The sequence below is a fragment of the Roseomonas sp. F4 genome (assembly GCF_053891155.1).
Genome location: NZ_JBSSHK010000003.1, coordinates 688,956 through 702,310, shown reverse-complemented (window position 1 = coordinate 702,310; position 13,355 = coordinate 688,956). Strand labels below are relative to the sequence as shown.

The 13,355-nt window shown below is 69.9% G+C and carries 10 protein-coding genes; 4 read left to right on the top strand and 6 right to left on the bottom strand.

The window, feature by feature from the left end; genetic code table 11:
• Nucleotides 1-2: 2 nt before the first annotated feature.
• Both ACVFYP_RS15590 and ACVFYP_RS15585 read right to left on the bottom strand, forming a co-directional pair.
• Nucleotides 3-1,598: an ABC transporter substrate-binding protein gene (locus ACVFYP_RS15590; protein WP_499201106.1), complete on the bottom strand. Its 1,596-nt coding sequence runs from the start codon at nucleotides 1,596-1,598 to the stop codon at nucleotides 3-5.
• A 20-nt stretch (nucleotides 1,599-1,618) separates the two neighbouring features.
• Nucleotides 1,619-3,442 (bottom strand): CocE/NonD family hydrolase, encoded by a 1,824-nt coding sequence (locus ACVFYP_RS15585; RefSeq protein WP_499201105.1) that lies wholly within the window; start codon nucleotides 3,440-3,442, stop codon nucleotides 1,619-1,621.
• Between the two features lie 145 nt (nucleotides 3,443-3,587).
• Here ACVFYP_RS15585 and ACVFYP_RS15580 point away from each other — a divergent pair, with 145 nt between their 5' ends.
• Nucleotides 3,588-4,538, top strand: coding sequence for a LysR family transcriptional regulator (locus tag ACVFYP_RS15580; protein WP_499201104.1), 951 nt, complete (start codon nucleotides 3,588-3,590; stop codon nucleotides 4,536-4,538).
• On the opposite strand, the gene ACVFYP_RS15575 is transcribed toward ACVFYP_RS15580, so the two are convergent.
• Nucleotides 4,535-5,650 carry an ATP-grasp domain-containing protein gene (locus ACVFYP_RS15575; RefSeq protein WP_499201103.1) on the bottom strand — a complete coding sequence of 372 codons (1,116 nt, stop codon included), beginning with the start codon at nucleotides 5,648-5,650 and terminating at the stop codon, nucleotides 4,535-4,537. The two genes, ACVFYP_RS15580 and ACVFYP_RS15575, sit on opposite strands and share 4 nt — an antisense overlap.
• The gene (locus ACVFYP_RS15570) at nucleotides 5,650-7,035 is read right to left on the bottom strand and encodes a cytochrome P450 (protein WP_499201102.1); all 1,386 of its coding nucleotides are present in this window, start codon (nucleotides 7,033-7,035) and stop codon (nucleotides 5,650-5,652) included. The genes ACVFYP_RS15575 and ACVFYP_RS15570 overlap by 1 nt, the downstream gene beginning before the upstream one ends.
• A 76-nt stretch (nucleotides 7,036-7,111) precedes the next feature.
• Here ACVFYP_RS15570 and ACVFYP_RS15565 point away from each other — a divergent pair, with 76 nt between their 5' ends.
• Entirely contained in the window at nucleotides 7,112-7,846 is a 735-nt protein-coding gene (locus tag ACVFYP_RS15565) for a hypothetical protein (protein ID WP_499201101.1), read from the top strand.
• Nucleotides 7,846-9,327: a 1-hydroxycarotenoid 3,4-desaturase CrtD gene (gene crtD / locus ACVFYP_RS15560; RefSeq protein ID WP_499201100.1), complete on the top strand. Its 1,482-nt coding sequence runs from the start codon at nucleotides 7,846-7,848 to the stop codon at nucleotides 9,325-9,327. The genes ACVFYP_RS15565 and crtD overlap by 1 nt, the downstream gene beginning before the upstream one ends.
• 92 nt (nucleotides 9,328-9,419) lie before the next feature.
• Here the strand turns inward: crtD and ACVFYP_RS15555 are convergent, their stop codons facing one another.
• Nucleotides 9,420-10,136 (bottom strand): hypothetical protein, encoded by a 717-nt coding sequence (locus ACVFYP_RS15555; protein WP_499201099.1) that lies wholly within the window; start codon nucleotides 10,134-10,136, stop codon nucleotides 9,420-9,422.
• 187 nt (nucleotides 10,137-10,323) lie between these two features.
• Here ACVFYP_RS15555 and ACVFYP_RS15550 point away from each other — a divergent pair, with 187 nt between their 5' ends.
• On the top strand, nucleotides 10,324-11,829 hold the full coding sequence (locus ACVFYP_RS15550; RefSeq protein WP_499201098.1) for a winged helix-turn-helix domain-containing protein: 1,506 nt from the start codon (nucleotides 10,324-10,326) through the stop codon (nucleotides 11,827-11,829).
• Here the strand turns inward: ACVFYP_RS15550 and ACVFYP_RS15545 are convergent, their stop codons facing one another.
• Entirely contained in the window at nucleotides 11,830-13,347 is a 1,518-nt protein-coding gene (locus ACVFYP_RS15545; protein ID WP_499201097.1) for a phytoene desaturase, read from the bottom strand.
• Nucleotides 13,348-13,355: the final 8 nt, after the last annotated feature.

Here is a 13,355-nt window from a genome sequence, read left to right as displayed (position 1 = left end):
GCTCAACCCCCCATCCGCGCATCGACCGCCAGCGTCCGCTCGTCCGAGCGGGGCTGGAAGGCGATGCCCTTCCGCACCGCCCACAGGTTCTGCAGCATCAGCATCGGGATGATCGGCGTATCCGCCATGGCGAATTCCGTCGCCTCGATCAGCAGCGCCTCCCGCGCCGCCTCGTCCACGGTGGAGACGGCGCGGGCGGCCAGCGCGTCAAGCGCCGGGTTGCTGTAGCGGCCATAATTGTACAGGCCGAGGCTGCGTGCCCGGTCATGCGTGGCAAAACACTGGGTCAGCATGTAGCCACCCTCGAAGGTCGCGCTGCCCCAGCCCCAGAGGCCCATGGAGAATTCCTGCCGGCCGCCGCGCGCCGCGTAGCTCGCCCAGGGCAGCGCCTCCACAGTGGTCTGCACGCCGATGCGCGTCCACATCTGCGCCACGGCCTGCGCCAGGCGGGCGTCGTTCGGGTAGCGGTCATTCGGCGTGTGCAGGGTCAGGCGGAAGCCGTTCGGCAGGCCGGCCTCGGCCAGCAGGCGACGAGCGCGCGCCGCATCCTCCTCCGGCGCCGTCACCTTCGGCGCATAGGAATAGGCGCCCGGCGGCATCCATTGGCCGGTGGGGGTGGCGGTGCCGAGCATGACGCGATCGGCCAGCGCCTCCCGCCGCAGGGCCAGCGACAGTGCCTGGCGCACCCGTACGTCACGGAAGGGGTTGCGCGGCAGGGGGGTGCCGCTGGCATCGGTGACGAAGGGGCTCTCCCCCTCCCGCGACAGGTCGGGCACCAGGTAGATCAGCCGGATGCCCGGGATCGCCGCCACCTGGAAGCGATCATCCGCGCGCATCCGCGGCAGATCGCTGACGGAGGGGGTGTCGATGATGTCCACATCGCCGGACAGCAGCGCGGCGCTGCGCGCCGCCGGGTTGCTCAGCAGGCGCAGCGACACCGCCTCCCAGGCCGGCTTCGGGCCCCACCAGGCGTCATTGCGCGTCATCTCCACCCGGTTGCCGGGCGTGTAGGAGGCGTAGCGATAGGGGCCGGTGCCCACCGCCGCCTTGCCGGAATTGTAGTCGGCCGTCGTCGCACCTTCCCCCACCCGGCGGGAGACGATGCCGACATAGGTCAGGTTGGGGCCGAGATCCGGCGCCGGGACGGGCGTGTGCAGGCGGATGGTCAGCGGGTCCACCACCTCCACCCGCTGCACCGCGCGCAGGAAGCCGCCGAAGCCGCCGGGGCTGTTGGGCACGTCGCGGGCGCGTTCGAAGGTGAAGACCACGTCGTCCGCGGTGAAGTCGCCGCCATCGTGGAATTTGACGGCGGGGCGCAGCTTGAATTCCCACAAGGTGTCGGTCAGCGGCTTCCACTCCGTCGCCAGGCCGGGGATCAGCCGGCCATCGGGCGCGCGGTTGATCAGCCGCTCATAGATATGCATCGCGACGGTGTGGTTCGGCACCGCGTGGTAGAAATGCGGGTCCATGGTGGTGAAGGCGCCGCCGAGCCCGATCTGCAGGGTGGTGCTGTTCGCACTCGCCGGGCGGGGCGCCAGCGCGCCCCAGCCGGTGGTGACCAGGGCGCCGGCGGCGGCGAGAATATCGCGACGATGCATGGGCATCTCCTATTCGAATGTCACGCGCAGGGCCGCAGCGGCAGTTCCAGGGCGGAGCCCCGATCGCCGCCGCGCAGCAGGGTCAGGCGCGGCGGCCTGCCATGCGGCACCTGCGCCGCGTGATCGGCATCTGCGCCCGACAGGGACAGGCGGATGCGGCTGCCCTGGCGGAAGACCCAGGCGGTCGGCAGCAGCGGAATGCGCAGGCGCGTGGCCTCGCCGGGCACCAGCGGCACCGCATCGGCGCGGGTGAAACTGCGGAACGGCCAGCTGGTGCGGTAGGTTTCGGGCGCCGGGGATTCGTGGCGGTGCAGGGCGCGCAGCAGGCCCTCCGTCACGTAGCGGACCGTGCCATCCGCCTCGACCTCGGAGAGGTAGACGAACAGCGCCGCATCCGGCTCGCTCGATTCCAGCCAGAGATCGGCCAGGCCGTGCCCGGCGAGTTCCATATCCTGCGGCAGCGGGGCGGAGGACCAGCCGACCAGCCCCGCCTGCCGCTGGCCCCAATCCGCATAGTAGTTGGTGCTGTTGATGCCGGCGATGCGCTCATAGCGCGTGCCGTCGCCAGAGCCCCAGGCGAAATCAGCCTGCGCCACATCCTGCCCCGCGGCGACCGGCGCATCGGCAAGCGCGCTTTCGGCGGCGAGGTACAGGCGCTGTGTGCTCTCCACCGGCGGCCAGGATTCGGCCGCGCGCCAGGCCTCCGCATGCAGACTGAAGAAATGCACGGGCGCTTCCTGATCCAGCCCGGTCTCCCGCCCCAGCAGGTAATGGTCGAAGAAGCGCAGCACGGCGCCCAGAAGGTCGAATTCCGGCGTCTGCTCCCGCCGCCAGGGGGAGATGTTGCAGCGCGCCCCGTGATCCCATGGCCCCAGGATCAGATGCACCGGATTGTCGCGCAGCGTCAGGAAGCGGGAAATCGCGCCATTGGCATAGCCGGCCCCGTCCATCCAGCCGGAGACGGCCAGCACCGCCACATCCGGGCGAATGCCGGCGCCGACCGAATAGGGGCTGAAGGAGGCCGAGCTGAAGCCCGCATCATAGGGCAGCGGGTCCTCGCGGAAGCGGAACTCGGCCATGAAATCGGGCTGGCGGAAATTGCCCGCATGCTCGCGCAGCGCCTCCGCCAACATGGTGCCATCCGCATCCTCATCCACCGGATGCGGCCCGGCCAGGTCGGGATTGGCGTAGTAGACGTAGTTGCGCAGCAGGTCGCGACGGTCGTGATCCATGGCGACCATCAGGTCGTCATAGCTTTTTGCCAATTGCTTCAGCTGGATGCCGCCCGGGTAGTAGTTGTCGGCATAGGTGTCCCAGACGGCGAAAAGCGGGGCGATCGCCTTCACCGCAGGGTGGCCGGTGCTCGCCAGGAAGTCGGAGGCCGCGCCGGGATAGGAAATGCCCGTGGCGCCGACCTGCCCGTCCGACCAGGGCTGCGCCACCACCCAATCCGTGATCTCCGCCGAATCCTCGCGCTCCCGCGGCGAGCGGAAGCTGTCGCGCGTGCCGAAGGACGCGCCCGTGCCGCGCACATCCACCACCACCACCGCATAGCCGCGCGGCACCAGATAGCGCACGAACTTGCCGGCATTGGGGATGGCATCGCCCTGCCCACCCTCCCGCAGCCGGAAGCGGCGGTAGTAGGGGGTCAGGATCAGGATCGCCGGCACCGGCCCCGTCGCGCCCTCCGGCCGCCAGACATCCACCGCGATGCGGCAGCCGTCACGCATGGTCAGGTAGCGGGAGGCCGGCGCCTCCGGCAGCGTGAATTCCACCTCGCGGGCCGCGGCGTAGCTGGAAGGGGCCAGACGCCAGGCGGCGCCGGAGTGGTCGCGGTCGGACATGGTCGAGCCTTGCTGGCGCCGGCGGACAGCGTCTGTGCCGCCGGCGGTGTCACTTGTCCGTCATCCATGCGCGCCGCTGCGCAGCTGCGTCAAATGCGTTATGGGTGCCAATATATGCGGTTTCCGCATGAAGCAGAGGGGCGGAATGCACAACCTGCGGTCACTGGATGCGCTGCGTGCCTTCGTCGATACCGGCTCCGTCTCCCAGGCCGCCATCCGGCTCGGGCGCACCCAACCGCAGGTGGGGCGGCTGCTGGCGGCGCTGGAGAAGGATCTGGGCTTCCGGCTGTTCCACCGCGCGAACCGTCGCCTGACCCTGACCGCGGAGGGGCTGCGCTTCTACCAGCAGGCGGAACGGGTGCTGGCCGGGCATGACGGTCTGCAACGGCTGGCCTCCGGCATCCGGGATGGCCGCAGCGACAGCCATCTGCGCCTGTTGACGGCGCCGCAGGTCGCCAGCCTGGTGCTGGGGCCGGCGCTGCGCAGCATGGCGGCACGGGTGCCGGACTTCACCGCGCTGGTCGACACCCGCATCCGCCTGGATGCCGAGACCGTCGTGGAGCAGGAGCATTTCGACCTCGGCGTCACCGTTCTGCCCCTGGCCCATCCCAGGCTGAAGGTGGAGCCGGTCTGTGAGCTGGAGGCGGTGGTGGTGATGCGGCGCGACCACCCGCTGGCACAGCTGCGGCAGGTGGGGCTGGCGGAGCTTCTGGCGCATGACCTGGTTGGCACGCATGCGCGGTCCCTGCTGCGGCAGGGGCTGGAGCGGCATTGCCGCGAGGCGGGGCTCACCCCGCGGCCGCGCTTCGAGGCTTCGAATGGCGTAGTGGTCTGCCAGCTGGTGGCGCAGGGGCTGGGCGTGGCGCTGGCGGACCCCTTCGTGGTGCTGTCCACCCCCGCGCCGCAGCTGGTCATGCGGCCCTTCGCCTGCGCCATCCCGATTCCCTACGGCCTGTTCTTTCCGGCCTGGCAACCGCGCCCCGGCATCGTCGACCAATTCGCCGAGCTGGTGGTGGAGACCGCGCGCAGGGAGGCCGCGGCCCTGCGCCGGACCCTGTACCCGACCCAGCGCCGGGGCCAACCGCCCTCAGCCTAGCTCCAGGCCAGGTCCAGCGTGGCGACCTCGCCAAAGGGCACGCGGCGCTGGGCGGCCATGCGGATGATGGGCCAGGTGGTCCAAGGCATGGCGAGCAACGGCATCGGGTCATCCGCCCGCCAGCAGACATCGCGCGTGGTCAGCAGCGCGCGCAGATTACGGCGGAAGGGGCCGCCGCGGAACAGCGAGAGCTGCGTCTCCGTCAGGCAGGACCAGAATTGCTGGAGATGCGCTTCCGGGCGCAGGCGCGGCGCGGCGCCGTCCGGATCCAGCAGCGCCCGGGCGATGTCCTCGCCTTCGAAAAAATGCAGGCCACTGGTGGTGCGGGGGTTGCATTCCAGCCCCCAGGGGCGGCCTTCCGCATCGACGATCAGGTCGAAGGCGATGAAGCCGGACCAGTTCGCGGCGGCGACGAAGCGCGTCACCCAGTCGGCGATGGCCGGATGCGCGACACGTTCGAAGGCCACGGCGACGGAGCCCGCCATCAGCGTGCCGCGATAGATGCTGGTGCCGAGCACCCGGCCCTGATGCGCCAGGGTGCAGGTGGAGAATTCCGGCCCCTCGACGAAGCGCTGCACGATGGCCGGCGGGTCGGGCGCGGGCAGCGCCGCGCCCTGTTCCAGCCGCAACACGCCGCGCCCCGAACAGCTATGCACCGGCTTCACCACCACTCTGCCGGCCGAGACGATGGCCTGGGCCGCGGCCGTGCCGAGCGGCGCGCTTTCCGGCACATCCAGCCCCTGCGCCCGGGCAAAGTCGCAAAAGCCGCCCTTGTGGTGCAGGCGCAGCAGAATGTCGGGGGGCATCGCCGCCACCCTCACGCCCGGCGGCAGCAAGGGCGGGAGATGCGCGACGTGCAGGATTTCCTCCGACACCGGCAGCACCAGCGACACATTTTCGGCCGCCACCACCTCTGCCAGCGCCGCAAGATAGCCAGGGCGGTCCGTGGCTGGTGCCGGAACGCGGATGGATCGGGCCACGGCGCGGGACGACCCACAGAGATGCCGCCCAAAGGGCTCCGCCACCACGACGCGCCAGCCGATCCGCGAAAAACCGCGGGCGAGATCGAGCGCCTTGGGCAGCCGGCCCAGCGTCAGCAGCACGGTGGGCATCAGGCCGCCGTCACCCGCAGCATCACCTGCCGCGCCGGCCGCGTCGTCAGCCGGGCCGCCGGGCGCACCTCGTCCGGTGCCTCCAGATGGAAATCAAAGCGGCGGAACAGCCGGGCGATCAGCAGCACCGCCTCCACCGTCGCGAAGGCGGCGCCGGCGCAGATGCGCGGGCCGATACCGAAGGGGATATAGGCGCCGGAGACCATCTCCCCCTCCCGCTCCGGCAGGAAGCGGTCCGGGTCGAAATGGTTGGGACGCGACCAGTAGCGACGATGCCGGTGCAGCAGCCAGGGCGCCACCATCACCAGGGCTCCACGCTTCACCCGATAGCCGTCGAGGCTTGTCGCCGCATTGGCCACGCGCGGCAGGAAGGTGATCGGCGGATACAGCCGCAGCGTTTCCCGGAAGATGTTGCGGGTGAAGACCAGGCGCTTGGTGTGCTCGAAGCCGATCGGCCCATCGCCACAAACACTTGCCACTTCCGCCCTCAGCCGACGGACCAGATCGGGCCGCGAGGCCAATAGAAAAAAGACCCAGGTCAGCGCGCTGGCGCTGGTCTCGTGCCCGGCCAGGAACAGCACGCCGAGCTGGTCGATCAGCTCCTCCCGCGTGAAGGCCCGGCCTTCGCCATCCCGCGCGGCGACCACGGCGCTGGCGATGTCGTCGAAGGACTTTCCGGCGTCGAGATGGCTGTCCAGCAATTCGCCGAGGCTGCGGCGAATCAGCGCGCAGCTTTCCAGCACGGCCTGGCTTTGCGGAATCTTTGTCCAGGCGCGGTCGAGGATCAGGCGGCGGATTTCCACCTGCGCCACGCTGCGTTCGAAGAAGGTGAAGGCATCGAAGACCGCATGCGCGACGCGGCCTTCGAGGCCGCTGGAGAAGACCGAGCGGCAGATGATGTCCGCCGTCAGATGGCTCATCATCAGGTCGAGCGACAGGCTATCCCGGGTCGCGACGGCGCGGGCCAGAGTCAGCTCCGCCTCGTCGATGCCCGCCTGCATGCTGGGGAAGGCGCGGTTCACCCGCATCAGCGTCAGCGCCGGATCCATCATCGCCCGCTGGCGCCGCCAGGTCTCGCCGGAGCTGACGAAGATGCTGTCGCCGATCAGCGGGTCCAGCGCATTCACCATCAGGTCGGATTTCGGGAAGATGCCTTCCGGGTCCACCAGCACATGCCGCACCAGCTTCGGGTCGTTCACCACCACGATGGAACGGCGCGAATAGCCCAGCGGGCCGATCGGCATGGTGTAGGCCTCGGCGGGCAACAAGCCGAGCAGGTCGCCCTCCCCCTGCAGCAGCGCGCGGAACAGGGCGACGACGGGCGAGCGCGGATGCGGGTGTGGCGGGACGAAGTCAGCCCCCGGCATCGCGTCGAACCCTTCCATGAGGATCATTCCCGCGCTTTACAGCCCGAACTGTCAAGTGTCATTGTCACTTTCTGTCAGGGGAGACGAACAGACCATGGAGCTTCTGCTGTTCCACGGGCTGATCGCCGCCCATATCCTGACCGGCACGACCGGGGCGATCGCCTTCTGGGTGCCGGTGATCGGCCGAAAGGGCGGGGCGCGGCACCGGCGCTGGGGGCGCGTCTTCACCTATGCCATGCTCGCCACCGGCAGCTTCGCCGTGGCGATGAGCCTGATGACCCTGGCCGATCCCTTCGGCACGCATCCGCATCTCGCGGCCGATTACGACGCGGCCTTTCTGCGCGGCATGTTCGGCTGGATGATGCTGCATACCGGCATCCTGACCATCAACCTCGCCTGGTATGGCTGGCTGGTTATCACCAACAAGGCGAACCACGCCGCGAATCGCACGCCGCTGAACCTCGCGCTGCAATATGCCGTCATCGCCGCGGCGCTGGCCTGCGCGGCGCAGGGCTGGATCATCGGCCAGAAGCTGATGATCGGCATCGCCGTGGTCGGCGTGGCCACGGGGCTGACCAATCTCTGGTTCCTGCACAAGCCGCGCGTCGAACGGCAGGACTGGCTGAAGGAGCATATCAAGGCGCTGATCGGCGCCGGCATTTCCGTCTACACCGCCTTCATGGCCTTCGGCTCCGTCCGCATCTTTCCCGAGCTGGCATTGCACCCGGCAATGTGGAGCGTGCCGCTGATCGTGGGGCTGGCGCTGATCATCTGGCATCGCCTGGCGGTGGAACGCCAGGCACGGCCGCGCCGGAGGGCCGTGGCCTGATGCATGTCATCGTGGTGGGCGCCGGCATCGGTGGCCTGACGGCCGCCGCCGATCTCGCTCGCCAGGGTGTGCAGGTCACCGTGCTGGAACGCGCGGCGACGGCGGGCGGCAAGATGCGCCATGTGCGGGCCGGCACCGCAGATATCGATGGCGGCCCCACCGTCTTCACCATGCGCTGGATTTTTGCCCAACTCTTCGCGGATGCGGGGCGGCGGCTGGAGGATGCGCTGATCCTGCATCGCGCCGATATCCTGGCGCGGCACGCCTGGCGCGAGGGCGGGCGGCTGGATCTTTTTGCCGATGTCGAACGCTCCGCCAACGCCATCGGCGACTTCGCCGGCGCGCGCGACGCACAGGGATTTCGGGAATTCGCCGCGCGCAGCGCCGACATCTTCAAGACATTGCAGCACAGCTTCATTGCGGCTCAGCGGCCCTCCCCGCTCGATCTGGTGCGGCGGGTCGGGCGGCTGGATGCGCTGTGGCGCACGGCGCCCTGGGCGACGATGTGGCAGGCGCTCGGCACCCATTTCACCGATCCGCGCCTGCGCCAATTGTTCGGCCGCTACGCCACCTATTGCGGCTGCTCCCCCTTCCTCGCCCCGGCGACGCTGATGCTGGTGGCCCATGTCGAGCAGGATGGCGTCTGGCTGGTGGAAGGCGGCATGCGGCGCGTGGCGGAGGCGGTGCGCGAACTTGCCGAGGGCCAGGGCGCGACCTTCCGCTTCGATGCGGAGGTGCTGGACATCCTGGTGGAGAACGGCCGCGCCGCCGGGGTTCGGCTGGCCAATGGCGAGGCCCTGGCCGCCGATGCCGTAGTCTTCAACGGCGATGTCGCCACCCTGGCGCAGGGGCTGCTCGGTGGCGGCGCCCGGCAGGCGGCGCGCGACACGCCCCGCGCCGCACGGTCTCTCTCCGCCGTCACCTGGTGCCTGCATGCGCCCACGCAGGGCTTCCCCCTGGCGCATCACAACGTCTTCTTCGCCGAGGACTACGCCGCCGAATTCGCTGCCATCTTCCGCGACCGGAGGATTACCGAAGCGCCGACGGTCTATCTCTGCGCCCAGGATCGCGGCCACGGCACGGTCCCCGACGGTGCGGCGGAGCGGCTGCTGCTGCTGGTCAATGCGCCGGCGGATGGCGACCTTGGCGAGATGGCGCCCGACGCGCTGGCCGATCTGCGGGAACGCAGCATGGCGCTGCTGCAACGCTGCGGCCTGACCATTCAGGCCAGCGCCGCGACCACCACCGCCACCACGCCCACCGGCTTCCATCGCCTGTTCCCGGGCACCGGCGGCGCGCTGTATGGCCGCGCCAGCCATGGCGCCACCGGCACCTTTGCCCGGCCTGGCGCGGCATCCCGCCTGCCTGGCCTGTATCTCGCCGGCGGCTCGGTGCATCCGGGGCCGGGCGTGCCCATGGCGGCGATGTCCGGCCGCCTGGCGGCGGCGCGGCTGCTGGGGGACGCGCCGCTCAGACCGTGATGCGTTCACCTTCGTTCACGCACCACGCTCTGCCTTCTGGTTGATCGCATGATTCAGACCTTCGGTGCCTTCGCACCTGCGGTCATCATGCTCTAGCTCCGGCTGGCGCAGCTCGCGGCGATGACGCGGCAATGCAGCCCCTGGCCACGGCTGCGGCACTCCGCCATGGCGGAGCGTTCCGCCTCGGGCTGGGTGGCGCCGAAGCCGGCGCTGACCGAGGTGATGACATAGCTGTTGGGATCGCTGGTGATGAACAGCGCCCATTGGCTGCGCCGCACCCCCTGCACCGCCGCACCGCAGGCCTGCGCGCTTTCGCCCAGCAGCCGGCATGCCTGCCCGCCGCAACGCTGCTGCGCCTCGCGATGCGCCGAGACGCGGTCAGCCACCGCGGTCACCAGCCCATGCGCGGCGGAGGGTGCCGGGGCGGCATAGACCACGCTCATCGCCACGGGGCGCTGTTGAGAGGTCGGGCGCGCCATCGCCACCATGCGCGGCTGCGTCACCGCGCCCGACAGGGTCTGCGCCGCCACGCCCCGGCCCGTCGCCGCAGCCCCGTCGCGCTGCTGCTGGGCCGCGAAGCTGGCACCGGCGGCGCAGCGGATGGTGCAGGCCTGCGCCGCCTGGGGCTGCGCCGTGCTCAACCGCTCCCCGGCCAGGGACATGCATTGCGCATGGCAGAACTGCACCGCCTCGGGATGCGGCCGGCGCGAGGCCGGCGGCTGGCCGGCATGGGCCGGCAGGGCGGCGAAAGCAACAAGGCAGGCGAGCACGGCACCACGCAGGGCGCCGATGCAGGTCGGGACAGACATGGAAGGAAGCTCCGCGCCGTTCGATCCGGGCGCGCCATGCGCCCTGTCCGGCTGCGGCGGGAGGTATTCCCGAGGCCGCGCCGAAGTCCTGAAGCCGGGCTGATTTAAGTCAGAAATTCTGCCAGACTCATTTCGGGACTCGTTCGGAAGTCTTTCGTGCCGTGCGCCGGGGGGCGCGAGATCGCCCATGGAAACAGGCAGTTACCACTTCGACCGCTTCTGCCTGGATCTGGGGCGCGGCACACTGCGCCGACAGGACGGGCCGGAGCTGACCCTGCGTCCCAAGGCCTTCGCCCTGCTGCGGCACCTGCTCGACCATCCCGGCCTGCTCCAGGGGCGGGAGGCGCTGCTGGAGACGCTGTGGCCCGGCCTGATCGTCACCGATGACAGCCTGACGCAATGCGTCAGCGATATCCGCCGCGCCTTGGGCGATCGCGCCGCCGGCGTGCTGCGCACCGTGCCGCGCCGCGGCTATGTGCTGACGGCGGAGGTCCGGCACCAGGAGGCGATGCCAGGTCCCGCGCCGCTGCCTGCCCCCGCGCCACCGCCCCGTTCACCCTTCACCGCGCGCCGGGCCACACTGCAGGTCCCGCCCTTTCTGGCGGAGGCGGCCGGCGGCGCTACCGAACGCCTCGCCCGTGCCCTGGCCGCGGAGTTGACCGCCGAGTTGATCCGCTTCGAGGATCTGCGGATCGTCACCGACGCCGCGCCGCAGGATTTTCGCCTGCATGCGGAGGTCTTCGCGACGCACCCCGGCTACCGGCTGGCGATCCGGCTGGAGGATGCACCCAGCGGCGCGGGTCTCTGGGCGGATCGGCTCGACCTGCCGGACTCCGGCCTGCCGCCGGCGACGCTGCTGGTTCGGCTGGCGAGCGTGCTCGACATGGAGATCGCACGCGCAAGCCTGCGCCGCGCGCGCCATCGGCCGCCCTCCGCCCTGACCGCGCGCGATCACTACCTGCTGGGCCGCGACCTGCACCAGCGCGGGACGGAGGCCGAAACGCTGGCCGCGCGGGCGCATTTCATCGCCGCCATCGCCGCCGATCCGGAACACGCCGTGGCACATGCCTGGCAGGCCTTCACCGTGATGCGCTTCGTCACCCACGGCTGGGGCGAGGGTGACCACCAGGCCGAGCGCGCGGAGGCGCTGCTGCTCGCGCGGCAGGCGGTGGAGCTGGCACCGGATTCGCCACTCTGCATCTCCGCCCTGGCCTTCGCGCTGGCGCTGTGCGAGCGGTGGGACGAAGCGGCGGAGATGGCGCGGCTGGCGCTGCGGGCCGGCCGTCCGGCCGATCTCGGCACCCGCACCTCCTGCGCCGAAGTGCTCTCCGCCTCCGGATTTCCGGAGGAGGCCGCGGCAGCGGTGCGGGAGGCCTTGGCCCTCGACCAGCATGGCGCGCCGCGCAGCCGCGCCGTGCTCGGACGTGCGCTGCTTTTGGCGGGGCAGGCGGAGGCCGCGCTGACGGAACTGCGCTGGTGCGCCGCGCGCCTGCCCGACTATGCGCCCTGCTTCCGCACGCTGGTCGTGGCGGCCATGGAAATGGGCCGGCCGGAGGAAGCCCGCGCGGCGTTGCGGGACGTGAAGCGGCTTCAGCCCAACTGGGTGCCTGGCCAGCGCCCGGTGCTATGGTTCCTGCGCCGCCCGGCCGACCTCGCCCGCTTCACCGCGGCCTTCGCGGCCGCCGCGGGCTGACTACGCACGGACCACCGCACTGCCATGCGGCACCACCTGGTCGAGAATGCGGGCGGAGGAGACGACGCCGGGCACGCCGGCACCGGGATGGGTGCCCGCGCCCACCAGATACAGGCCGGGCAGATCCTCGCTGACATTGTGCGGCCGGAACCAGGCCGATTGAAAAAGCTGTGGCTCCAGCGAGAAGGCCGCGCCCTGGGTCGATAGCAGCCGGTCTCGGAAATCCTGCGGCGTCAGGATGCGGGATGTGACGAGATGCTGGCCGAGGCCGGGCAGCACCGTCTCCTCCAATCGTTGTTGAATGGCGGCGCGATAGGGCTCCGCCTGCCGCGCCCAATCGGTGCCGCTGCCGAGATTCGGCACGGGCGAAAGGACGTAGAAGCTGTCGCAACCTGGCGGCGCGAGCGACGGATCCGTCGCCGTCGGCCGATGCAGATACAGCGAGAAATCCTTGGACAGGATCTTGCGCTCGAAAATGTCGGTCAACAACTCGCCGTAGCGCGGCCCGAGCACCATGGTGTGGTGATACACATCCTCGAAGCGCCGATCGGTGCCAAAATACCAGACGAAGAGGCCCATGGAGTAGTTGGCGCGCGCGACTTTCGCATCGGTCCAGCGACGACGTTTGTGTTCCGACAGCAGTTTTGTGTAGGTCCAGCCGACTTCCGCGTTGGACACAACGATGTCGGCTTCCAGCGTTTCACCGCCGGCCAGGCGCACGCCACTGGCGCGGCCATCACGCACGGTGATCTGCTCCACCTCCACGCCATGGCGCAGCGTGCCGCCAAAGTGCCGGATCAGACCGACCAGCCCCTGCACCACCGCACCCATGCCGCCCATGGCATAATGCACGCCGTGGATACGCTCCAGATGCGCGATCAGGCAGTAATAGGCTGTGGTGTTCAGCGGATTGCCGCCGATCAGCAGCGGATGGAAGCTGAAGGCAATGCGCAGCTTATCATTGCTGAAATAGTCGCTGACCTTGCCATGGACGGTGCGATAGCCTTGCAGGCGTAGCATATCCGGCACCGCGCGTAGCAGCGTGCCAATCTTATGGAAGGGCTGGTCGGCGAGCTTGGCGAAGGCCACGTCGAAGATGCGTTCGCTGTCGCGGATGAAGCGCTCGAAGCCCGGCAGATCCTCCGGCGCGATGCGCGCGATCTCGGCCCGTGTCGCCTCCAGGTCCGCGCTGCAACTCATTACCGTGCCGTCGTCGAAGCGGATGCGGTAGAAGGGATTCATCGCCCGAAGGTCGAGGTCATCCGCCATGCGGCGCCCGGCCAGGGTCCACAATTCCTCCAGCAGATAGGGCGCGGTGATGATGGTGGGGCCAGCATCGAAGGTGAAGCCATCCTGCCGGAAGACATAGGCACGGCCACCCGGCGCATCGAGCTTCTCCACCACCGTCACGCGCCAGCCCCGCGCACCGAGGCGGATGGCAGCGGCGAGGCCGCCAAAGCCCGCGCCGATCACCACTGCATGCGGGCGCGGATCGCAATGCAGACTGCCATCCATCATGCGTCCCC